This is a genomic window from Thiothrix fructosivorans, assembly GCF_017349355.1.
GTDB lineage: Bacteria > Pseudomonadota > Gammaproteobacteria > Thiotrichales > Thiotrichaceae > Thiothrix > Thiothrix fructosivorans.
This window is the reverse complement of the sequence record NZ_JAFMPM010000008.1, coordinates 225,900-248,206: the sequence shown is the minus strand read 5'-3', so window position 1 is coordinate 248,206 and position 22,307 is coordinate 225,900. Positions and strand designations below refer to the sequence as shown.

The window sequence follows — 22,307 nt, the reverse complement described above, 5'->3', positions numbered from 1 at the left end:
ACTCCTAGGGGGTTTTAAAGGGTAAATTTTTACGCCACGCCGACGTAATCGGGTAACGCCAGTCTTTGCCAAAGCCGCGCCCACTGATACGCACTCCTGGGGCAGCTTGGCGACGTTTATACTCGCTCAATAGTACCAGATTCACCACGCGGCGCACCGTTGCGGCATCAAATCCATCCGCAATAATGTCTTCCAGCACGCAGTCGCCTTCGATGAAGCGCTGCAAAATCGCATCCAGCACCTCATACGGCGGCAAGGAATCCTGGTCCACCTGCCCCGGTGCTAGTTCAGCAGAAGGTGGGCGCTCGATGACGCGTTGCGGAATCGCTTGTCCCAATGTGTTGCGGTACTCGGCGAGGCGATACACCTGCATCTTGTACACGTCTTTCAGTGGGGAAAAACCACCCGCCATATCGCCGTATAGCGTGGCATAACCGACGGCACTTTCGCTCTTATTGCTGGTTGAGAGCAGTAAACTGCCCAGCTTATTGGAGAGCGACATCAGCAACACACCACGAATCCGTGCTTGCAAATTCTGCTCGGTCACATCCACGCCACGCTCGCCAAATTCAGGCGTTAGTACCTGCATGAAATCGTCGTAAATGCCCGCAATCGGTAAGTTGCGGTAGCGCACCCCTAACCATGCCGCTTGCTGATACGCGTCTTCGACACTCATCTCGGAAGTGTAGTGAAATGGCATCATCACCGCCTCGACATTTTCAGCGCCCAGCGCATCCACCGCCAAGGTCAGTACTAATGCCGAATCAATCCCGCCCGACAAGCCGAGGAGTACACGGGAAAAACCGTTTTTGCGGACGTAATCGCGAATGCCGGTGGTGATGGCTTGGTAAATAATCGGCGTGGTGTCAGGTGATGAGAGTAAAGGCGACCGACCGGTCACCCCTACGAGGGAAGGGGTGATATTCCACTCTTCGACAAACACGCCTTCGGAAAACGCCTCTGCACGAAACGCAATCTGCCCCGCCGCATCCACCAGCATGGAATCACCATCGAAGACCAACTCATCCTGCCCGCCCACCAGATTCACATACGCTAGCGGACATTGGTTGTGAGCGGCTTGGCGTTGCAATAATGCGCTGCGTTGTGCCTGCTTGTCCGCACTAAACGGCGACGCATTCAACACGCACAAGGCTTCTGCCCCAGCCAGCAAGGCAGCTTGTGCGGGTGCATCCTCCCAAATATCCTCGCAAATCAAGATACCGAGCTTGATGCCCGCCACCTCAATCACCAGCGACGCATTGCCGGGGGTGAAGTAACGCTTTTCATCGAACACACGGTAATTAGGTAGGCATTGCTTAGCATATTCCGCCACGATTTTGCCATCGCGCAGCACGCACGCCATATTGCGCAATATGCCCTCACGCAGCAGCGGCACACCCACAATCACGGTCATGGCGGTGGTTTGCGCCGCCAGTGCATCCACTCCCGCCTGCATTTGCGCAAGGAAATCGGGACGGAACAGCAGATCTTCCGGCGGGTAGCCTGCTAAGACTAATTCGGGGAAAACGAGCACATCAGCGTGTTGGGCTTGCGCTTGACGGAGGGCATTTTCCACTTGGTGAAGGTTGTTTTGCACATCCCCCACGCATACATTTAATTGCGCTAGCGCGATGCGTAATGTCTGATTTTTCTTTTGCACGGTGTCATAAAACGTTATTGTTACCAGCTAACGACTATACCTGAAAAGGCGGTAACACATCATGTCCCGTATTATTTTTATCCTTGTTTTGCTCGTAGTCGGTTATCTTCTGTTAAAATCATGGCAGCGCAGGCATGACCTGACCCAACAACATAAAAATACGTCCGGGAAAATACCTAACAATACGCGCATGGTTCGCTGCCTACACTGCAACCTGCATGTCCCGGAACACGAAGCGATTTCCCAAGGGGGGAAACACTTTTGCAGTCTGGAACACGCGACACAACACTTGACGAAAAGCTAACACCGGTCTTCCTGCATGAAGACCCGTGGAATCTGTTACGCCTCTATCACGTCTACCGCTTTACCTTAGCGGGCGCATTGCTGATTGCATTAGTCATGTCCGATGGTGTTGACGGCGGCGAAATGAAATTGGGGCAGCATGATTTATTGCTGTTTCGCTGGTTGACAGGCGCGTATTTGATTCTCGCGGTGATCAGCAACCTTGCCTCCTATTTCCAATGGCCGGATCTTGCCGTGCAAACCGTGTTGTTTGTGGTATTAGATATTATTCTCATCTTAGGATTATTGTATTCCAGTAGCGGCATCACGGCAGGTTTTGGGGTTTTACTGCTCATTCCCGTGTTAATTCCACATCTGGGCAACCCTGGTCATGTCTCGCTCATGCTAGCCACCCTCACCGGTATGGCGTTAGTGGCAATGGAAATTTGGCTTCAATACCAAGGCATTTCGGATCAAGGCAATGTCATGCACAGTGGCTTGATTGCGTTGTTCATTTTGTTGATTAGCTTGGCGAGTAACCGTTGGATTCGCAAAGCTAGCGCGGTCGCCTACCTTGCGCAACGGCGCGGGGTGGATATTGCTAACTTGTCACAACTTAACCAATCCATCCTCGACAAACTCGAATCCGGCATTGTAGTGGTGGAAGGTTCTGGTGCAATTCGTCACATGAATGAATCGGCGTGGGACATGCTCGGTCAACCCGGCAATTGGCGCAGCAAGCCCTTGCAAGAATTCGCGCCGGAATTGGATCATCACCTGCAACGCTGGTTACACACCATTTGCCCACGTATTGCCAGTTTCGACGTGCGCCACCAGAATACCACCGAAATGCGGGCGCGTTTTTCACAATTGGGTAATCAATCACGCCGTGCCACCATGATCAATTTGGAAGACACCACCGAACAGCGTGAAAAATTACAAAGTGCCAAACTGGCTTCACTCGGTCAGTTAACCGCCAGCATTGCGCATGAAATTCGCAATCCACTCGGCGCAATCAGCCACGCCGCGCAACTCATGGGCGAATCACCCAACCTAGACACGGCCGATATGCGCTTGCTGCAAATCATCCAATCCAATGCGCGGCGCATGAATTTAACCATTGAAAGTGTCCTCAATCTGTCGCGCAAAAAGACCCCGAACCGCGAACGCCTTGCCCTCAAGCTGTGGCTGCACGAATTCCGCAAAGACTTTATTCAGCAAAACAAATTGCGGGACGACCAAGTTAACCTCTACATCGAACCCGCTGACACGGTGATCGAATTCGACCCAGCACATTTGCATCAGATTATTTGGAATTTGTGCCGCAACGCCTACAAATACGCGCATGAAGATCCCACCCGTTTGCAATTGGATATTCACGGCGGCAACCCGACGCATACCCGCGACATTATGCTCAATATTATCGACAACGGGCGCGGCATGACCGAAGCGCAACGCCAACGCCTGTTTGAGCCATTTTTCACCACCAGTACCCAAGGCACCGGGTTGGGCTTATTTATGTCACGCGAACTGTGCTTGACCAATGGCGCAACCTTGGACTATGTTGCCCTTGCAACGGGTGGAAGCTGTTTCCGCCTCGTGTTTGCGCATCACCGTTAATCGACAATAATTAACAATAAGATAATCATTATGACTGAACAAACCGTGCTCATCATCGACGATGAACCTGACATCCGTGAATTGCTGGAAATCACCCTGTTGCGCATGGGGCTGAATACGGTCACGGCAGGCGATGTGCAAACTGCGCTCGACAAAATCGAACAATACCAACCCAACCTGTGCCTGACTGACATGAAATTGCCCGATGGCAATGGCATCGACATCGTGCGCTATTTGCAAAAGCATCACCCGCACACACCAGTCGCAGTGATTACCGCGTTTGGCAGCATGGATACCGCCGTCGAAGCCCTCAAAGCAGGCGCGTATGACTTTGTATCCAAACCCGTGGATTTGCCGAAATTACGCGAACTGATCCAAACCGCGCTGAAACTGTCGGCAGGCAAGGGTCGGGGGCAACAAACCAGCAACGACGACGAGAATAGTGCTACCCACGGCAGCAGCATTTTGGGCAATTCCCCCGCGATGCAGTTACTCAAGGGCACGATTCACAAGCTAGCTCGCAGCCAAGCCCCCGTCTATATCCACGGCGAATCGGGTAGTGGTAAAGAGTTGGTAGCGCATCAAATTCACCTACAAGGTTCACGCGCCAAAGCGCCGTTTGTACCCGTCAACTGCGGCGCGATTCCTGAAAACTTGATGGAAAGCGAATTCTTTGGGCACAAAAAAGGCAGCTTTACTGGCGCAGTAGTGGACAAACAAGGGCTGTTCCAAGCCGCGCACAAGGGAACGCTGTTTCTGGATGAAGTCGCGGATTTGCCACTGACCATGCAGGTTAAATTGCTGCGGGCGATTCAGGAAGGCGCGGTCAAACCTGTGGGGGGCTTGGAAGAAATGGCGGTGGATGTGCGCATCCTCAGTGCAACCCACAAGAGTTTGGAACATGAAGTGGCGGCTGGGCATTTTCGGCAGGATTTGTATTACCGTTTGAATGTGATCAAGCTGAAAGTACCGCCATTGCGCGAACGGCAGGAAGATATTTTGCTGTTAGCGGACTTTTTCCTGAAAAAGATTGCGGAACGCTGGCAAATGCCGCCAATCCGATTGTCGCCAGCGGCGCGGGATGAGCTGGCGGCCTATGAATTTCCGGGGAATGTGCGCGAGTTGGAAAACGTGCTGGAACGGGCGAGTACATTGTGTGATAACAATACGATTCAGCCGGATGATTTGCAGTTACCGACCATGCTGGAGAGTGCAACGGCTAACGCCGTTGTTACCCCCCTCCCCAACCCCTCCCCCACAAGGGGTGAGGGGCAAAAAGGGAAAGTAGAGGTGGAGGTTTTGCCTGCTTGGAATCCGGTGGATGAAGAGGCGGAGCGTGATCTGATTTTGCGGGCGTTGGAGCAAACGCGCTGGAATCGTACCAAGGCGGCTGAAGTGTTGGGGATGTCGTTCCGGCAGTTGCGCTATCGGATTCAGAAGTATGGGTTGGATGAGGGGTAACGTGCGGTTTTGACAACCTTGCCGTTTTTGTCACTTTCGGACAGTCGGCAAGCTGTCACTTTCGCCGACAATACCAACAAAAATCACCGCTTATCCCGATAAAATGACCGATTGTATTCATATCAACGTTGGCACGGCTTCTGCATTACTAACGGTGTCTCAAGACAATAAAATCCCAACAAATCCTAACAATAAGGAAATGACGAAAATGAGTATGAAAACAATGAAATCTAAAGCACAAGCGGGTTTCACTTTAATCGAATTAATGATCGTGGTGGCGATTATCGGTATTTTGGCGGCGATTGCACTGCCTGCTTATCAAGATTACACCATCCGCGCAAAAGTAACAGAAGGTTTAGGTCTGGCAGAACCAGCAAAAATGGCTGTTGCCACTGAAGGTTCCGCCGCCAAAGATGACTTGAATCGTGTGGTTGCTACTTGGAACAAACAAGCATCTGATAAAGGTGCAACCAGTAAATTTGTAGACAGTGTTTTGATGGCAGTTGATACAGGCGTTATCACCATTCAATATAACAAAGACTCTGTAGGTTTAGGCGCTGGCGGTACAGCCATTACACTGACCCCGTATATCCGTGATGGTGTAAATACTGCTGCCGCAAAACAATTGAAAGATGCTCAAATTGCTGGCGTGAGCGGTTCTATTGACTGGTCTTGCGAGTCTGCAACAAATGAATCTTCTTTTGCTGCGAAAATGGCTCCAGCACAAGCAACCGTTGCTACCAACGTTCAAGCTAAGTACGTTCCTGCTGCTTGCCGTTAAGTTGGTTCGCTTAGGGTAACAACAAGAAAGAGCGCCAAGGCGCTCTTTCTTCGTGGGGGTAAAGTATGAAAACCAATAAACAAAAACAACAAGGTTTTACACTCATTGAACTGATGATCGTCGTTGCTATTATTGGCATTCTTGCAGCCCTTGCCCTGCCCGCTTATCAGTTATATATCATCCGCGCCAAAATGGTTGAAGTCACACGCTTCTCTGCTGCTGCTAAAATTCAAATCTGGGAAGAATACTTCACGCAAGCCGCTATGCCCGATGCAACCTCTAACGCGGCTACTGCCGTTGAAAATATGATGATGTCATCCGATGTCATTAGTGATGCCGTCTATAGCAAACTCGATACGGCTAACGCCCGCATACAAGTAACCTTCCAAAACATGGGAGTTATTGATGGTATGACCATGATTTACCTATTCCAAACCAATTCAGAACTGATTACGCTGGATTGCAAAGGGGGAACATTACCTGATATGTACCGCCCCCCTTCCTGCCGTAGCAATAGTTAACACCACTGAAAACCTTGATCAACAATAACGGAGAACAAACATGATTAAGCACAAACTCAAAGCCGCACTCATCCACCTGAGTATTAGCGCATTAGTGGTTGGGTGTTTTCTCGCTTTTGCTTTGACCGTCTGGTATCCAGAACCTTTTTTCAGTATTTCTGGGCTAACCAGCATTCTACTGATTCTAGTGACAGTCGATGTTATTCTCGGCCCTTTGCTAACGCTGGTGGTATTCAAGCCGTTAAAATCCACCCTTAAATTTGACTTGGCAGTCATTGCAATGGTGCAAGTAGCGGCACTGGCTTATGGGATGCACACCATTTATGAAGCCCACCCGCTTTACGTCGCTTATGCTGGTGATCGTTTCACCCCGATTAACACCAACGAAGTATCGCCAAATGCTGCTAAATATGCTGAATTAAAAAAATCCAAGCTGACCGGCCCAACGATTGTTTATGTGCAAAAACCCACTGACCCAGCAGAAATGTCACGGGTTACAATGGAAGTTTTGTCCGGTAAACCTGATATTGATGCCCGCCCCGAATATTACGAGCCGTTCAGCAAATTCACCCAAACAGTTTTTGCCAACGGTATAAAGCCAGAAGCCTTAGCTGCTAAACCAGAACACCAACAAAAGTTAGCTAAATTTTTAGCAGAACACGGCAAAACAGCCGCTGACTACGCTTATCTACCGCTGGTGGGCAAAGAGTACGATGTGCTATGGGCATGGGATCGCACCACAGGCAAACCCGTAGGGACGTTGGATATTAACCCGTGGCAACAGGCAACGGTTGCCTCAGTAAAGTGATTTTCAAGTAATCCTCCGTCGCTTCAAATACCGGCTCCGTACCATTAAACGCTCGCATCTGCGGAATCACCTTGGTACGGATGCCCATAGTCCCCTAATCACTACACCGCCATCACTTGTTGCACAAAATCGACCGATAGATTCAAAGTATCAGCGATGAAGGCCACATCCAAACCCTTAGCGGACAAAGCAAGAATAACCTTGCGTTGTTCCTCTTGCTTACCGCGCTCAACCCCGATACTGATACCTTCCTCTCGTCCCTCCCCTCGTCCTTCCTCCCAGCCTTCTTCACGAGCGGTATCCGTCACATTTTTGAGATCACGGTAATATTTAAGGCTGTCTTCGTAGGCTTGGCGCTCCGCCGGATTGAAACAAGCAATCTGCGCCGCTTCAAACAATTTGAGAAAAACCGTACCCTGCAATACAGGTGGAATTTCCTGCAACTCGTGTAAATGCTTAAAAATGTAAAACCACTTATCCTGATCCGTTTGCAACTCCGCCAGCGTCTTCTGAAAATACGGCAATGTCAGATAAATGAAGGTCAATTTATCGTAAAAAACATGTCCATTCTGATTTTTTAGCTGAATAAAATGCATCACTGGCTTTTCTGCTGCCTCCCGATCTTCCTCAAACGTAAAGTCCAGAATACCAACCGTATACACCGCCGCCAGCTTGTAATCCCAATCCCCCCGTTGCGCCTGCTCCTGAATCGGGAACGTGGCGTAATACAAGCTACGGTCTTTAAAATAATTCTGTTTGGCTTTCTGTAATTCGACAATGAAGCGCTCACCCGTCAAGCTAACACAGCTCAAATCGAAAATAGCTTTACGGTCGAGAATGCTCGCCCCTTGCTGTTCATTACGGGTGTACTGCAAATCCTGAATTTGGTGTTTTTCAGGCAACAAAGTATTAAGAAAACTGATCAACAGCTCCTTGTGTGGTTCTTCCCCGAACAGCTTCTTAAAGCCAAAATCGGTAAAAGGATTAACGTACCTGTCCTGCATAGCAACAACCCTAAATGATGACGACAAAACAAGTGTAGCAGACCACCCAAAACCGCACCGCAAGAACTGTGCTATGCTCCCCCCATGCACTTTCCACGGTGGACTTCCCATGTTGCAAAAACTCCCCGTCGGCATCCAAACCTTTGAAGCAATCATCGGCAAGGACTACTTTCCTCAACGCCATTTTCAGCGGAAAACGCGACCTGTTCAAAGGTTTGTGGATTGAAAATCAACGGGATTGGGAGAAACCTACTGATAGAATTAACACATAAAGAGTCCAACAAGACCACACCGACACATGCCAGTAAATTTTACTCGGCATCAACTTCAGCAGTAAAAGCAAGATGATAGATAGTAGGAAAACCGCGATTAAAAAATAAATTCATTTTATAGTCGCTTTCGACGCGCTATCATGACGGATACAGGTTTAATAACGACACAATAAAGCTGATACATGATTCCTCTGACCTCATCCATCCCCTTACCGGGGCTAGCCAGACAATTAGTCGTGCAAGATTTGCTCGACAAGGAGACGGCTACCCAAGCGGTACAGAAAGCACGCTCTGAAAAAGTGTCGCTGGTGGAATGGCTGATTCGGTCACGGGTCGTATCCACCAAAGATGTCGCCTACGCCGCCAGCCTAGAGTACGGTTTAAGCATGGTCGATCTTGACCAGATTACCATTCCGCCGCTGATTACCACCCTGCTCAACCAAGAGCAGATGCGCAAACTCAACCTGATCCCCTTATTTCAGCGCGGCAAAAACCTCGTCATCGGGTTAGCAGACCCCACCTACCTGACCAATCTTGATGACGTAAAATTTGCCACCGGACTCATTCCCGAACCGGTGTTTGTCGAATTCGACAAACTGCAACGCTTTTTACACGCTGACGATGGCTTTATTGGGCAAGCAGCCACGCCGACATCCTCTGGTCGTGCCTCCTCACCCACAGCAGCCGCGCCCGCCGCTGCCAAAGAAATTTTGCTAGATGTGCGCGACCTCAAAAGCAAAGACGACGAAGACCCCGCTGTTATCGAATTCGTCGACAAACTGCTGGCGCACGGTATCAAATCCAAAGCCTCAGATATTCATATCGAAGTGTTTGAAAAAAACATGCGCATCCGCTATCGGATCGACGGCATCCTGCAAGTCGTGGCAACCCCCCCGAACGATTCCGCGCAACAATTGATTTCACGCATCAAAGTCCTCGCGCGGATGAACATTTCCGAACGGCGTGTCCCGCAAGACGGGCGTATCCGCTTTACGGTCAGCGACCAAAAAAAGATCGACTTCCGGGTAAACACCTTGCCCACCCTCTTCGGTGAAAAGGTCGTTATGCGGATACTCGACTCTTCCAACGCCACCCTCGGCGTTGAAAAGCTCGGTTTTGAACCCAAGCAACAACGCGATTTCATGAAAGCGCTGGAAAAACCTGACGGCATGATTCTCGTCACAGGGCCTACCGGTAGCGGTAAAACGGTCACGCTGTACACAGGGTTAGGTATTCTGAATACCCCCGAAAAAAACATTTCCACCGCCGAAGACCCCGCCGAAATCAATATGCCGGGTGTCAATCAGGTCAACGTCAATGCCAAAGTCGGGCTGACCTTTGCCGAAGCCTTGCGCTCCTTCCTGCGCCAAGACCCAGACATCATCATGGTCGGAGAAATTCGTGACTTGGAAACGGCTGAAATTTCGATAAAAGCCGCCCAAACAGGGCACTTAGTCTTATCCACTCTGCACACTAACAGCGCCCCCGAAACCCTGACACGTTTGATGAACATGGGTGTGCCACCGTTTAATATTGCCTCATCCGTGCACCTGATTATTGCGCAACGACTGGCACGGCGCTTGTGCGAAAAGTGCAAACAACCAGCGGATGTGCCGCGTGATGTCTTGCTTAAAATGGGGTTTCATCCAGACGAAATTCCTTCCCTAAAATTGTATGAGCCAGTCGGCTGTTCGGAATGTTCGCGGGGCTACAAAGGGCGCGTTGGTATCTACCAAGTCATGCCCATTTCCAGCGACATGGGGCGCATGATCATGAATGGCAGCAACTCCCTCGAAATTGCCGAACAAGCCCTCAAAGAAGGCATTCTCGACTTACGCCTTTCCGCCTTGAATAAAGTCCGCCAAGGCGTTACGTCACTCGCCGAACTCGAGCGCGTCACCTCCGATTAAGCGGCTGATGACCGATTGTCCATAGCACAACCCTTCTGATGTGCTGCTATGCTACACTGACCGGAGATTATAAAAATAACGCAGAGTCCTCGACATGCAGAGTAAAACCGTCAATAAGTCAATGCCCGCCAAAGCATCCAAAAGTGCTCAGCAAGCCACCTACAAATGGGAAGGTGTGAATCGCAATGGCGTAAAAATGCGCGGCGAAACCCAAGCAGTTAACCCCAATTGGCTACGCGCCGAACTGCGCCGCAAAGGGATCAATCCGGGGCGCATTTACAAAAAACCCAAACCACTATTTAAACCGGCGATTAAACCGGGGGATATTGCCCAATTTGCTCGCCAGCTCACCACCATGATGCGTTCCGGCGTACCGATGGTGCAATCACTCGAACTGATGGCTTCCGGTGGCGACAACGCCTCCGTGCGTGAATTGGTGCAAAAGTTACGTGCAGACATCGAAGGCGGTGCAAGTCTTGGTACGGCGTTATCACGTCACCCCAAGTATTTCGACAAACTGTTCGTCAACCTGGTCAAGGCAGGTGAGCAAGCAGGTACGCTCGAAACCATGCTGGAAAAGGTGGCGACTTACAAAGAAAAAAGCGAAGCCCTGAAAGCTAAAGTGAAAAGTGCGATGATGTATCCCATTATTGTCGTGGTTGCTGCGGTAGTGGTATCGGCTATTTTGCTGATCTGGGTTATTCCACAGTTCAAGGAAGTATTCAGTAGTTTTGGAGCGGAATTACCGGCATTCACTTTGCTGGTAATTTCCTTCTCAGATTGGCTAGTCGCCAACTGGTGGATGCCCATCATTATTTTTGTGGCTGTCGGTGTCAGCTTCACCGAAGCACGCCAACGCTCTCCGGCGTTTGACCGTTTCGTGGATAAAGTCTCACTAAAAATACCGATCATGGGAAATATCTTAAATTTATCAGCCGTAGCGCGGTTTGCGCGTACACTCGCGACTATGTTTGCCGCAGGTGTACCGCTGGTAGAAGCAATGGATTCGGTATCCGGTGCTACGGGTAATGCACTTTACGAAGAAGCCTCGCGACGGATTCAAGATGACACGGCTCGCGGGGTACAATTGAATACTGCCATGCAAACGACCCAATTATTCCCCAATATGATGGTGCAAATGACGCGTATCGGCGAAGAATCCGGGCGACTCGAAGAAATGTTGGCGAAAGTGGCGGACTACTACGAAGCACAAGTCGATGCACTGGTCGACACACTGGCAAAACAAATCGAACCGCTCATTATGGCGGTGCTGGGGGGCATTGTGGGTAGCTTAGTGATTGCGATGTACCTGCCAATCTTTAAACTTGGGGCTGTTGTTTAGGAAACCAATAACACCATGGAACTTATTTATTTACTGAGCACCAGCACTGGCTGGTTAGTCAGCGTCGTGGGCTTATTTTCACTGCTGGTCGGCAGTTTCTTGAACGTGGTCATTTATCGCCTGCCGATTATTATGGAACGTGAATGGAAACGTGACTGCCACGAATGGTTAGACACCCCGATGACTGAACTGGATACGGGTGACTTCAATCTGGTCGTGCCGCGTTCGCAATGCCCGACTTGTGGTCACAAGATTACTGCGTTGGAAAATATTCCGGTCATCAGTTACCTGTTTTTGCGCGGCAAGTGTGCGGGTTGCAAAACCCCAATTTCCATGCAATACCCACTGGTGGAAGCCGCAACCGCATTGCTGTCAATGTTGGTGGCGTGGCAAGTCGGTTACAGCGGCACATTACTGGCGTTACTGGGCTTCACTTGGGTATTGGTAGCGTTGTTTATGATCGACGCGAAAACCATGCTGTTACCCGATAACCTGACCTTGCCCTTGCTATGGATCGGCTTGCTGCTCAATCTCAATGGCATGTTTGTGGTGTTACCCGATGCAGTGCTCGGAGCAGTGTTTGGTTATTTGGCACTGTGGTCAGTGTTCCACCTGTTCCGCTTGATTACCGGCAAGGAAGGCATGGGCTACGGTGATTTCAAACTGTTAGCGGCACTCGGTGCATGGGGTGGTTGGCAAATTCTACCGTTTGTGATTTTCGCTTCATCAGCCTTTGGCGCACTCTTTGGCATCCTGTGGATGGTGATAAAACGCAATCGCGAAAGCCTGCCCATGCCGTTTGGTCCGTGGCTGGCAATGGCAGGCTTTGTCGCGGTGGTCTGGCGTACTGACATCCAAGCATGGATGACCAGTATTTTCATGCCTTAGCGAATATAACGGCACATCGGCGGTGCTTGCCCCACAATCCGGTGGATGCGCGGCGGATGTTGTGCCGCTGGTTGGCGATACGGCGCGTAATACGCGTGCATCATCACGGGGCGGACGACGGGGTGCGCTTGCCGCATAGGTTGGCGCGTAGCGTGCTGACGTTGTGACATGCCGTAAGGTATGACACGCGCCGAACGCTGCCAACCCGTTGCTTGATGCGCACGGCGGTGCTGGGGGGCGTGGGTACGATGCTGACGAATGTGGCATTGCCCACACGACACAGTATCCACCTGATAGCGTTGTATCCGTACAATCGGCCTGCTTTCATTCGCCTGCATGGTACGCATCTCATCCATGCTACCTGTCCACGCTTGTGCGGCGGGAACGGCTAATACCGTTAGCCCAACGCCTGCTATTAACTTTTTCATGATCTGACTCCATGTAGAAATAGCGTTTGCCTGTTACAATGCCCGGAAACTTGAACCACACGGAAGCATGTCGCATGGCAGAACAGGAACAAACAACCCACTTTGGTTTTCAACAAGTACCCGTTACTGAGAAAGCTAGTCGGGTTGCTAGCGTATTTCATTCAGTAGCCGACAAATACGACGTAATGAACGACGTAATGTCATTTGGCGTGCATCGCTTGTGGAAACGTTACACGATTGATGCAGCAGGCGCGAAACGCGGCAACCGTGTATTGGACTTAGCAGGCGGCACAGGTGACTTAGCCTCAAAGTTTGCGCGGATCGTGGGGGATGATGGCGAAGTGATCCTTTCCGACATTAATGCGTCGATGCTGGAAAACGGGCGGGAACGCTTAACGGATAGGGGGATTGGTGGCAATGTGCGCTATGTGCAGGCAAATGCCGAATGCTTGCCGTTTGCTGACAACCATTTTGACATTATCACCATCGCATTTGGGCTGCGGAATGTGACGGATAAGGATAAAGCGCTGCGCTCCATGTACCGCGTGTTGAAACCGGGCGGACGCTTGTTGGTGCTGGAATTTTCCAAACCATCCGTACCCGGTTTAGCGCCAATCTACGACCAATATTCGTTCAAATTCCTACCGATGATGGGCAAATTGATTGCGAATGATGCGGAAAGCTACCGTTATCTGGCGGAATCTATCCGTATGCACCCCGATCAAGCCACCCTCAAAGGCATGATGGACGCTGCCGGGTTTGAGCGCACCACTTACACCAATATGACGGGTGGCATTGTAGCGTTACACAAAGGCTTCAAATTCTGAACTGGTTGCGCAGCTTGCTTCTTGCGCTGTAAATAGGCTTGATGCCACAGCGCAGGTAAGCTCAAGCTGGCAAGGAAAAATACCAACGCCACCCACTTCTGATTATCCGTCAGTGCCCAATCCCCCCAACGGAACGGAATGTAGCAATACAACACCACCAGATGGTAAGCGAAGACCTGCAAAGAATGCTGCCCCAGAAAACCTAACCAACGCGCGGGTAAAGCCAATAGCTTCAACATGTTATAGCGCCGATGCAACACAATCACCCCTGCAATCACATACACAAACGCCAAGAAATTCGTCAAACGCAACCATGACAGGTTATCCCGCCCAATGTGGCGGTATTCCTGAAACCAAGCGGCAATCGGCGACCAATCACGATGTATATAGCCGTGCCGCTGCAAGTACAACGCCACAATCACCACCACACTGACCGACCATAGCCAGCCATTCACACGCGGCAATGTACCCTTGCTGTTAAAACGCAGGAAACCCAACACCATACCCAGCACGAAAATCAATTGCCACGCCATGAAATTAAATGCCCCACCCCGCAATAACAAACCGTGCGGCAACAATGCCAAAACATCCTGCCCCCAGCCATACTGTGCTGCCAGCCAAAAACTGGCGCTGCCCAGCAAAACCATCGTTACCCCAATAGCTTGATACTGCAACATCAAACGCAACCCAAACGGTGCGAGTAACATCAACACAACATACAGCGGCAATACATCCAACATCGGCGGTTGATACACCAGTAACATAGCCGATAACAAACCGCGTGCCGGTTCTGCCTGCATCTCATTGGCAAAACTCGTCCAATACGCCCCCGACCATTGCGTTGCCACCGTGAACACAAAGACTCCTAACACCACCATCAGATGATACTGATAAATCACGGCAGCACGCTTCCAGACACGCTGTTCCAAGACCATTCCACCCGCAACGTGGTAGCGGCTGTAAACCAACGCCACCAGCATTCCCGACAAAAAGACAAAGCCTTCCGCCGCGCTAACATACCCAGCAAATTCATAGAGATGCTGGAAAATTGGCTCGCCAAAATGGTCGGATGCCATGATAATCAGCATCAAGCCTCTGAGGATGTCCAGCGAAATGTCACGGTTCATGTAATGCAATATCCTTGCCTTGCGGCTTAACTAAGCGTTGGTAAGCGGTGCGGCGCAAACTATACGACCAAGTGATAAATATGCCAACAATATACCGCTGGACGCGCCTTAGATTCTGCTCTAGAATTTCGCACTCATGTCCCTTGGTCAATCTTGGCAATCCACTGAGCAAAGCGTTCTTCGGTATCTTCCCTATCATGAAATTCAACTTGCCTATCCAGCTTCTATCATTTGTCTGGCTGATCCTGTTCAGCTTGTCAACTCACGCTGAGGAAGGTTGCTTCCCACACGTCAAACAAGTCGCTGAACAACTGTCTAGCCAGACCTATAGCAAAACCCCCATGATGAAGGTTGATACTGGGCGGATTACTTACGACCATTATCAACACATCAAGTTCAAAGGAAATCAGACATTTTGGCGTGACGAACTGCTGCCGTTCCAACTGGAGTTCATGCACCCTGGGATGCATTACATTCACCCGATCGAATTGTTTGCGTGGGAAAACGGCGCGGCTAACCCCATCAAGTTTTCCAAGAAATACTACGATTATACCGAAGTGAAAGGGCTAAATCTTGAACAAGATGAAGCCAATATGGGATTCACTGGCTTTCGCATCCTAGCGAAACTAGGGGGTAAAAACTCCAGTTATACGGAAGCCGTGGTCTTTCAAGGTGCAAGCTACTTCCGCGCACTAGGATTGGATCAAAAATATGGATTATCCGCACGGGGTCTAGCCATCAATACGTCGCTGGAAGGTCAAGAAGAATTTCCCGACTACACCAAGTTTTGGCTGGAAAAACCGACAAAAGACGCAGAAAAATTAGTGTTTTGTGCGTTACTAGACTCTCCCTCAACGACAGGTGCAACCCGTTTCATACTAACCCCCGGAAAAACCACCGAAATAGAAATCGAAACACAGCTTTACCCACGCAAAGACATCACCGAGATCGGCATTGCACCACTCACCAGCATGTTTTTTCATGGCGAAAACTCCCAACAGCACTACGGCGATTACCGCCCTGAAGTACATGATTCCGATGGTCTTATGCTCCAAACAGGCAAGGATTGGACATGGCAACCATTATGGGAAGTCCCTTACTTCAATTTCCAATCAACGCCCGTCCAGCAATTGTCAGGCTTTGGTTTAATGCAGCGTGACCGCGATTTCGATCACTATCAAGACTTGGAGGCGTGGTATCACGCTCGTCCTAGCGTATGGGTCGAACCGCTGGAAGATTGGGGTAAAGGCAGCGTGCAATTGCTACGCCTACATACTGAATCTGACATCGTGGATAACATTGTAGCCTACTGGAAAAGCGATGCAGGGCAAGCTTTCCGCCACTTACATTACCGTTTATCGTGGCTTTCCGATGAGCCACCCGCACACACATTAGGTAAAGTCGTCGCTACCCGTGTAACCAATAAAGCAGTAGATGGTTTACCCGGTCACAAAGGGCGTATCCGCTTTATTGTCGATTTCAACGATTTGCCAAAACTGGCTAAACCGCCTACCGCCGAATTAATCTTTAATGGCGTAGGTCAAACCAAACCCGTCGTGGTTCAGGAAAACCCTTATGTGAAAGGCTGGCGCGTAATTGCTGCCGTCTTCCCTGAAACCTGTGACAAACCCATGACTGCGACCATTCGCCTGACCAACGGTGGAAACTCCTTGAGCGAAACGTGGTCTTATGCTATTCCTGAATCATTGTGCAATGCACCATGAGCAGAACAGTCCGATAACAACAACACCAAACGTATTGACCTTAACAACCCTAGCATGGATTGATACACATGACTGAACAACTAGCCCAAACTGCATCCAGCCACCCAACACTGGATTCGAGCACTTCAATGAATACGTGGGAACTGGCAAAAAAGCGTGCCAATGCCTACCTGAAACTGCACCGTTTGCCGGAAACAGAACGCGAACAATTGCTCACCCGCATTACCAGCAAACTGGCGCGTGCCGGATTATTTGGTGAGCAAGAACTCATCCAACTGTTCATTAGCACAGCACAAGCAGAAGTTGCCTTGCTGCAAGCGCAAGCCAAGGCGGATAGCTCCCCCCAAAAAGCTGCACAGCCAACCCATAGCGTCACTGACGAGCAAGACGGCAAAGCGGACAATCGCACCCAAACGGGGCCACGCTTTGAACGCAGCAGTATCCGCGTTGCACCCTTGCAAGCCATTACCCTGCTGCCATCTTCTCGCCCACGCCAACGCTTAATCACGAAATGAGCGAACACAGCGGGCAAATACCCTGGCAAGCGACCGCCTTGCGGCGGCGGGTGGTATTTTTCTCAGCCATTGCCGTCTTAACCGGGTTAGCGACCTTTTGGCTAGGCGCTAACCTGCCGAGCGAACTGGGTTTTCTATGGAAACTCTTAGTCGTCGTACCCTTTGCTGTGCTGTTCTTATGGCTAGCACTGGGGTTCATGACAGCGGTGGCAGGCATCTGGGTATTGAATTTCGGTGGGCAAAACCGCATTGCCAGTGCGCCCACCTCGCCCTTGCCGCAACTGCAAACCCGCGATACCACCGCCATCTTGCTGCCGATCTATAACGAAGACATTGCCTACGTGTACGCCGGGCTGCAAAGCATTTACCAGTCGCTCGAAAAGACCGGGCAATTGCAACACTTCGAGTTCTACATCCTCTCGGATTCCGACGATGCCAGCAATTGGTTGCGTGAAGAAGCAGCATGGTCGGCACTGTGCCGCACCGTTGGTTCAGTTGATCGCATTCACTACCGCCGCCGCAAACACCGCACCAAGAAGAAAAGCGGCAATGTCATGGATTTCTGCCGTCGTTGGGGTAAACGTCACCCTTACATGGTGGTGTTGGATGCCGATAGCCTCATGACTGGCGACGCACTGGTACGCTTGGTAGATGCGATGGATCGCAACGAGCGCGTCGGCTTAATCCAAACCCCGCTCTACACCATCGGGCTGGATACGCTGTATGCGCGTGGGCAACAATTCGTGAACCGCATCTACGGCCCGATTTTCTTTGCGGGGCTGCATTGGTGGTGGTTAGGCGAAAGCCAATATTGGGGGCATAACGTTATTATCCGCACCCAAGCTTTTATGGGGCATTGCCACTTACCCAAGCTGCCCGAAGGTGGTGCATTGGGTGGGGAAATCCTCAGCCACGATTTCGTCGAAGCGGCACTCTTGAGCCGTGCAGGCTGGGAAACTTGGCTAGCCTACGACATGGAAGGCAGTTTCGAGCGCCCTCCGCCAACGCTAATGGATTCCCTCAAACGGGATCGCCGCTGGTGTCAGGGTAACTTGCAACACTGGTTGATTATCTGGGCGCATGGCATTCCCAACCTGCACCGTTTCTTGCTGTTAGGTGGGATCATGTCCTACATCAGCTCACTGATCTGGTTAGGCTGGCTGGTCGTGCTCACCGCGATTGCGGTGTTTTACCCCAAGCTCACGCTGATTCCACTCACACCTGAGAATACGGCGCTATTGGTCATGACCCTATTTCTGCTGTTTTTCTACAAGACCTTCGGGATTGCGCAAGCGATTCGCAAACGCACCGTAGAACACTTCGGTGGCATCCTCGGCTTGAGCAGTAGCATTCTCATGGAAACCTTCCTGTCCATGCTGACCGCGCCTGTGCGGATGATGTTTTACAGCAAATTCGTCGTGCAAATCTTGCAAGGCAAACGCGCCGTGTGGGGTACGCAACAACGCACGGGCGGCGGCTTGGTGTGGGCTGATGCCATGCGTGAATACGGCTGGATAAGCTGGACAGGATTGGCGTGGGGCGTATTGCTGTTGATTGCCAACCCGATGACGTTTTTGTGGATGTCGCCCGTGATTGCAGGCTTGGTATTCTCTGTGCCGTTGGGAATGCTGACCAGCGTACAAACCAGTTTGAAAACCAACTTGTTCCGCACCCCTGACGAAGTTGCACCCGACTACATCCTACAAGCGTTTGAACAGAATTACGCAGCCATGTTGGCGAACCCGTGTATGTCCACTCGCGACCTGTTTATCCGCGTACTGGTTGATCCGCTGGCGTTCAAGCAGCATATGACCTACATCCCGCAACGTACCAACGTCCCGGAAGGCACGCGCCAGCAACGCGAAGAACTGGTCAAACGTTTGCTGGAAAAAGGCCCCAGCTCGATTTCCAACAGCGAACGCTTGGTCATTATGGAAGATGCCGAGATGCTCACCCAATTGCATACGCAAGTCTGGCAACTGCCAGAAACGCAATTCCACGAGCATTGGATGTCGAAATTGTAAGGGAGCGATGGCTTTACACCAGACAAATCCTAACGCCGCCCTTGGATTTGTCTGGTTAAATGGCTTTATGTCGTTAACCTGCGGTAAATATCCGCCACCTTCAACGGCAACTTTTTCACATCATCAATCTCCACCCAATTGGCGTGACCGTACATGTGCGGCAAATAATCCTTACCGCGCTGGTCGATGGTGATGCAAAACGGGTGAATCCCGGTGCGCCGCGCTTCAAACAAGGCTTGGCGCGTATCCTCAATCCCATACTGCGTATTGTAGATGTCGAAATAATCCTCCGGCTTGCCATCCGAGAGCGTGATCAGCAAGCGCGTTTTCGCCTCCACCGCATTCAGCTTCTCGGTTAAATGGCGAATTGCCACGCCCAAACGGGTGTAATCTTTCGGAATAATCCCCGCAATCCGCGCCTTAGTTGCGGCGTTATACGGGTCGTCAAAGCGCTTAATGCGGTAAATCTCGCAACGCTTACGCCCAATCCCCGAAAAACCATAAATCGCGTATTGATCACCCAGCTTTTCCAACACTTCGCACAACATCACCAGTGCTTCGCGCTCGGCTTCATTGATCCAGCCTTTGGTGCTGCCACTCATGTCCACCATGAACATCACCGCCATGCTGCGATCCGCACGGTGCATGTGCTGAAACAGCTTATCGCTCATTTCGCGCCCATCACGGCTATCGGCAAGCGCTTCCACCAGCGCATCAATATCCACGTCATCGCCTTGCGATTGGCGTTTCAGCAAACGATTTTCATCGCGCATCGCCTCGAAAGTACGCCGCAAATGTTTAATCATGCCCTGATACTTATCCAGCACCTTATCCACAAACACCGGATCACCGGGGCTAAGTTCCAACTCACGCACCACACACCAATTCTTGCGGTAATGCTGGCGGGCAAAATCCCACTCACGGTACAAAAATGCACCTTCTTCGTGGTAGATGCCCTTCCACACATCCTCAATGTCTTTTTCTTCTTTTTGGTACAAAGACGGGTCGTATTCACCCTCCCCCGCAGGCACAAGAAACTCCGGCGGCACATCGCCCCAATCCAACATAATCGACGTCAGCAACTGCTTCACATCTTCCGGCGGCGCAATCGGCTTATCATCCAGCACCAACTCCATGCCCTGACCTTCCTGCATTTCCCACAACTCAAACTCCGGCGGCTCAACCGCCTTCTTCTCTTCCTCCTCCCCTGACAAGGGGAGGTCGGGAGGGGTTTCTTCTTGGTGTTCCTTCACCAACTCCGCCAACTTCACCCGCAGCAAAATCTTCTCGCGCTCCATCCGCGCCAACATGCAGGCAGTAACGGCTTGCGGGTCAAGACGCGGCTGATAAATACGCTGGGGTAAAGGCAAACCCAGCACTTGCGGGATTAACTCCAACACATCGTTGACCGTGGCATCGGGGGATTGCAGGCGCGGGAAGGCACAAAAGTCCTCACGCTTTTCCGCTTCATCCAATGCTTCTAAGCGCTGCATATCACGCCACAACCCCGGCAATTCGCGCTCCATGTACGCTTCCAACCGCAGCGTATCCAGCGCATGAAACGCCGCCAACGCCTGCGCCGGATCAGGATAAGCCGCAAACGCGCGGGCAAAATCCACCCGAAAACTGCCAAAACGCGTTTGCGCCCACATAAACGCCACCTGTGCCTTACACAACAGGAAATTATCCTTAGACTTGATCAATTGCGCGGTAATATTCGGCAAATACAGCGTTTCGCTATCGGTGTACACGCTATCGCCTTGCGCCAATTTTAGCCTCCGCCCCGACAAACCGCACACGAAGGTGGATAAGATCGACTCGACTTCCGCAAAGGTGATGCCTTCCGCGTGGGCGTGGGCATTCTCCAGAAAGCTATCGACTTGCTGGATCACCATCAACGCCGGACGCAAACCTTGCTGGTCGAAAATATCCGCCGCGTGTACCGCCCACGCCTCAATCACGCGCCGCTCCAACCGATCCAACGCCTCCACCACGCGAATAATGAATTCGTGGCTGATGTAGACATTGGTGGTCAGCAAGCGCATTGCCCAGCCGAGGATGAAGTCTTGTGTATCCCGATCGAGGTTGACCAACACCGCCACCAAAGGCTCGACTTTCAACCAAGTGAATTCAACCTCGTACAGCTCTTCGAGCCTTTCCAGCAAGGTTTCGTGGGAGTAAGGTTGTAACGATGCTTTCAAAGCCGTCTCCTAGAACAGTGCGCCGATCAACTCGTTAATGGCAGCAATCATGTCGCCATCATCAGTCAACGCCAAGGCAATCGCCCCCTGACACGCTACACGCGGCTCAATCCCTTTGGAAATGAGCTTGCCCGCGTGCACCAACAAGCGCGTGGATGCACCTTCTTCCAAGCCATTGCCTTTGAGGTTACGAGTCATCTCCGCCAGTTTCAGTAACTTATCGGTGACCGCCGCATCCAAACCCGTTTCGTGAATAATGATTTCGCGTTCCAGCGACGGTTTCGGGTAGTCAAATTCGATGGCAACAAAACGCTGGCGAGTGGATTGCTTGAGTTCTTTCAATACGCTTTGGTAGCCGGGGTTGTACGAAATAGCGAGACAGAAACTATCCGGTGCTTCCAGCAACTGCCCCAATTTGTCGATGGGCATAATGCGCCGATCATCCGCAAGCGGATGAATCACCACCATCGTATCCTTACGCGCCTCAACGATTTCATCAAGGTAACAAATGCCGCCCGCACGCACGGCACGCGTCAACGGACCATCCACCCACACCGTTTCACCCTGTTTAACCAGATAACGCCCCACCAAATCGGAAGTAGTTAAATCATCATGGCAAGACACGGTAATCATTGGGCGTTGTAAGCGCCACGCCATGTATTCCATGAAACGCGTTTTGCCGCAGCCCGTAGGACCTTTCAACAATAACGGCAAATGGTTGGCGTAAGCCGCCTCAAACAAGGTGATTTCATTGCCGACTGGCACGTAGTAAGGTTCTTTTTCAATGACATATGTGGACGGATCGTGAATGAGGGCGGTATGGGTTGAATTAGCGGCATTCTCCACTCGACAGACTCCTGTGGTTGGTGACATCAGATGTATCTGAGCATAACAGGTACAAGCATTGTACGG

At 51.0% G+C, this 22,307-nt stretch carries 19 protein-coding genes; 13 read left to right on the top strand and 6 right to left on the bottom strand.

Annotated features, from left to right (window positions below; translation table 11 throughout):
• Positions 1–4 precede the first annotated feature (4 nt).
• Complete coding sequence (locus J1836_RS15460; RefSeq protein WP_207252034.1) at positions 5–1,660, bottom strand: NAD+ synthase; 1,656 nt, start codon at positions 1,658–1,660, stop codon at positions 5–7.
• A gap of 61 nt (positions 1,661–1,721) precedes the next feature.
• Between J1836_RS15460 and J1836_RS22015 the strand changes: the two genes are divergently transcribed.
• The 6 genes from J1836_RS22015 (at position 1,722) to tfpZ (ending at position 7,133) form a co-directional block, all read left to right on the top strand.
• Complete coding sequence (locus J1836_RS22015) at positions 1,722–1,964, top strand: PP0621 family protein (protein WP_372447682.1); 243 nt, start codon at positions 1,722–1,724, stop codon at positions 1,962–1,964.
• Entirely contained in the window at positions 1,922–3,562 is a 1,641-nt protein-coding gene (locus tag J1836_RS15455; protein WP_207252033.1) for a two-component system sensor histidine kinase NtrB, read from the top strand. The genes J1836_RS22015 and J1836_RS15455 overlap by 43 nt, the downstream gene beginning before the upstream one ends.
• A 30-nt stretch (positions 3,563–3,592) precedes the next feature.
• Positions 3,593–5,023: a sigma-54-dependent transcriptional regulator gene (locus J1836_RS15450; RefSeq protein ID WP_207252032.1), complete on the top strand. Its 1,431-nt coding sequence runs from the start codon at positions 3,593–3,595 to the stop codon at positions 5,021–5,023.
• 223 nt (positions 5,024–5,246) lie between these two features.
• Positions 5,247–5,804 (top strand): pilin, encoded by a 558-nt coding sequence (locus tag J1836_RS15445; RefSeq protein ID WP_207253167.1) that lies wholly within the window; start codon positions 5,247–5,249, stop codon positions 5,802–5,804.
• A 65-nt stretch (positions 5,805–5,869) separates the two neighbouring features.
• Positions 5,870–6,325: a pilin gene (locus J1836_RS15440; RefSeq protein WP_207252031.1), complete on the top strand. Its 456-nt coding sequence runs from the start codon at positions 5,870–5,872 to the stop codon at positions 6,323–6,325.
• Between the two features lie 40 nt (positions 6,326–6,365).
• On the top strand, positions 6,366–7,133 hold the full coding sequence (tfpZ, locus tag J1836_RS15435) for a TfpX/TfpZ family type IV pilin accessory protein (protein WP_207252030.1): 768 nt from the start codon (positions 6,366–6,368) through the stop codon (positions 7,131–7,133).
• A gap of 101 nt (positions 7,134–7,234) precedes the next feature.
• Here tfpZ and J1836_RS15430 read toward each other — a convergent pair whose 3' ends face one another.
• Positions 7,235–8,137: an Rpn family recombination-promoting nuclease/putative transposase gene (locus J1836_RS15430; RefSeq protein WP_207252029.1), complete on the bottom strand. Its 903-nt coding sequence runs from the start codon at positions 8,135–8,137 to the stop codon at positions 7,235–7,237.
• A gap of 454 nt (positions 8,138–8,591) precedes the next feature.
• On the opposite strand from J1836_RS15430, the gene pilB reads away from it, so the two are divergent.
• From pilB to J1836_RS15415, 3 genes are all read left to right on the top strand, one after another.
• Positions 8,592–10,319, top strand: a complete 1,728-nt coding sequence (gene pilB / locus J1836_RS15425; RefSeq protein ID WP_207252028.1) for a type IV-A pilus assembly ATPase PilB — start codon at positions 8,592–8,594, stop codon at positions 10,317–10,319.
• 94 nt (positions 10,320–10,413) lie between these two features.
• A complete protein-coding gene (locus J1836_RS15420; protein ID WP_207252027.1) occupies positions 10,414–11,661 on the top strand; it encodes a type II secretion system F family protein in 1,248 nt (415 codons plus the stop codon).
• A gap of 15 nt (positions 11,662–11,676) precedes the next feature.
• On the top strand, positions 11,677–12,549 hold the full coding sequence (locus J1836_RS15415) for a prepilin peptidase (RefSeq protein ID WP_207252026.1): 873 nt from the start codon (positions 11,677–11,679) through the stop codon (positions 12,547–12,549).
• On the opposite strand, the gene J1836_RS15410 is transcribed toward J1836_RS15415, so the two are convergent.
• The gene (locus J1836_RS15410) at positions 12,546–12,977 is read right to left on the bottom strand and encodes a hypothetical protein (protein WP_207252025.1); all 432 of its coding nucleotides are present in this window, start codon (positions 12,975–12,977) and stop codon (positions 12,546–12,548) included. The genes J1836_RS15415 and J1836_RS15410 overlap by 4 nt on opposite strands.
• A gap of 74 nt (positions 12,978–13,051) precedes the next feature.
• Here J1836_RS15410 and ubiE point away from each other — a divergent pair, with 74 nt between their 5' ends.
• Positions 13,052–13,804 carry a bifunctional demethylmenaquinone methyltransferase/2-methoxy-6-polyprenyl-1,4-benzoquinol methylase UbiE gene (gene ubiE / locus J1836_RS15405; protein ID WP_207252024.1) on the top strand — a complete coding sequence of 251 codons (753 nt, stop codon included), beginning with the start codon at positions 13,052–13,054 and terminating at the stop codon, positions 13,802–13,804.
• Here the strand turns inward: ubiE and opgC are convergent.
• Positions 13,750–14,931 carry an OpgC domain-containing protein gene (gene opgC / locus J1836_RS15400; protein ID WP_207252023.1) on the bottom strand — a complete coding sequence of 394 codons (1,182 nt, stop codon included), beginning with the start codon at positions 14,929–14,931 and terminating at the stop codon, positions 13,750–13,752. The genes ubiE and opgC overlap by 55 nt on opposite strands.
• A gap of 197 nt (positions 14,932–15,128) precedes the next feature.
• Between opgC and J1836_RS15395 the strand changes: the two genes are divergently transcribed.
• From J1836_RS15395 to mdoH, 3 genes are all read left to right on the top strand, one after another.
• Positions 15,129–16,655 carry an OpgD/OpgG family glucan biosynthesis protein gene (locus J1836_RS15395; protein ID WP_207252022.1) on the top strand — a complete coding sequence of 509 codons (1,527 nt, stop codon included), beginning with the start codon at positions 15,129–15,131 and terminating at the stop codon, positions 16,653–16,655.
• Between the two features lie 68 nt (positions 16,656–16,723).
• Positions 16,724–17,170 (top strand): hypothetical protein, encoded by a 447-nt coding sequence (locus J1836_RS15390; protein WP_207252021.1) that lies wholly within the window; start codon positions 16,724–16,726, stop codon positions 17,168–17,170.
• A complete protein-coding gene (mdoH, locus tag J1836_RS15385; RefSeq protein WP_207252020.1) occupies positions 17,167–19,194 on the top strand; it encodes a glucans biosynthesis glucosyltransferase MdoH in 2,028 nt (675 codons plus the stop codon). The genes J1836_RS15390 and mdoH overlap by 4 nt, the downstream gene beginning before the upstream one ends.
• A gap of 65 nt (positions 19,195–19,259) precedes the next feature.
• Here mdoH and J1836_RS15380 read toward each other — a convergent pair whose 3' ends face one another.
• Both J1836_RS15380 and J1836_RS15375 read right to left on the bottom strand, forming a co-directional pair.
• Entirely contained in the window at positions 19,260–21,395 is a 2,136-nt protein-coding gene (locus tag J1836_RS15380; protein WP_207252019.1) for a nitric oxide reductase activation protein NorD, read from the bottom strand.
• Positions 21,396–21,404: 9 nt separating this feature from the next.
• Positions 21,405–22,241, bottom strand: coding sequence for a CbbQ/NirQ/NorQ/GpvN family protein (locus tag J1836_RS15375; protein WP_242632874.1), 837 nt, complete (start codon positions 22,239–22,241; stop codon positions 21,405–21,407).
• Positions 22,242–22,307: the final 66 nt, after the last annotated feature.

Bases quoted from the DNA above. Each gene is read 5' to 3' on its own strand.
- J1836_RS15415 (WP_207252026.1), top strand. From the start codon at position 11,677: ATGGAACTTATTTATTTACTGAGCACCAGCACTGGCTGGTTAGTCAGC.
- J1836_RS15430 (WP_207252029.1), bottom strand. From the start codon at position 8,137: ATGCAGGACAGGTACGTTAATCCTTTTACCGATTTTGGCTTTAAGAAG.
- J1836_RS15390 (WP_207252021.1), top strand. From the start codon at position 16,724: ATGACTGAACAACTAGCCCAAACTGCATCCAGCCACCCAACACTGGAT.
- J1836_RS22015 (WP_372447682.1), top strand. From the start codon at position 1,722: ATGTCCCGTATTATTTTTATCCTTGTTTTGCTCGTAGTCGGTTATCTT.
- ubiE (WP_207252024.1), top strand. From the start codon at position 13,052: ATGGCAGAACAGGAACAAACAACCCACTTTGGTTTTCAACAAGTACCC.
- mdoH (WP_207252020.1), top strand. From the start codon at position 17,167: ATGAGCGAACACAGCGGGCAAATACCCTGGCAAGCGACCGCCTTGCGG.
- J1836_RS15420 (WP_207252027.1), top strand. From the start codon at position 10,414: ATGCAGAGTAAAACCGTCAATAAGTCAATGCCCGCCAAAGCATCCAAA.
- J1836_RS15440 (WP_207252031.1), top strand. From the start codon at position 5,870: ATGAAAACCAATAAACAAAAACAACAAGGTTTTACACTCATTGAACTG.
- opgC (WP_207252023.1), bottom strand. From the start codon at position 14,931: ATGAACCGTGACATTTCGCTGGACATCCTCAGAGGCTTGATGCTGATT.
- J1836_RS15395 (WP_207252022.1), top strand. From the start codon at position 15,129: ATGAAATTCAACTTGCCTATCCAGCTTCTATCATTTGTCTGGCTGATC.
- tfpZ (WP_207252030.1), top strand. From the start codon at position 6,366: ATGATTAAGCACAAACTCAAAGCCGCACTCATCCACCTGAGTATTAGC.
- J1836_RS15450 (WP_207252032.1), top strand. From the start codon at position 3,593: ATGACTGAACAAACCGTGCTCATCATCGACGATGAACCTGACATCCGT.
- J1836_RS15445 (WP_207253167.1), top strand. From the start codon at position 5,247: ATGAAATCTAAAGCACAAGCGGGTTTCACTTTAATCGAATTAATGATC.
- pilB (WP_207252028.1), top strand. From the start codon at position 8,592: ATGATTCCTCTGACCTCATCCATCCCCTTACCGGGGCTAGCCAGACAA.
- J1836_RS15410 (WP_207252025.1), bottom strand. From the start codon at position 12,977: ATGAAAAAGTTAATAGCAGGCGTTGGGCTAACGGTATTAGCCGTTCCC.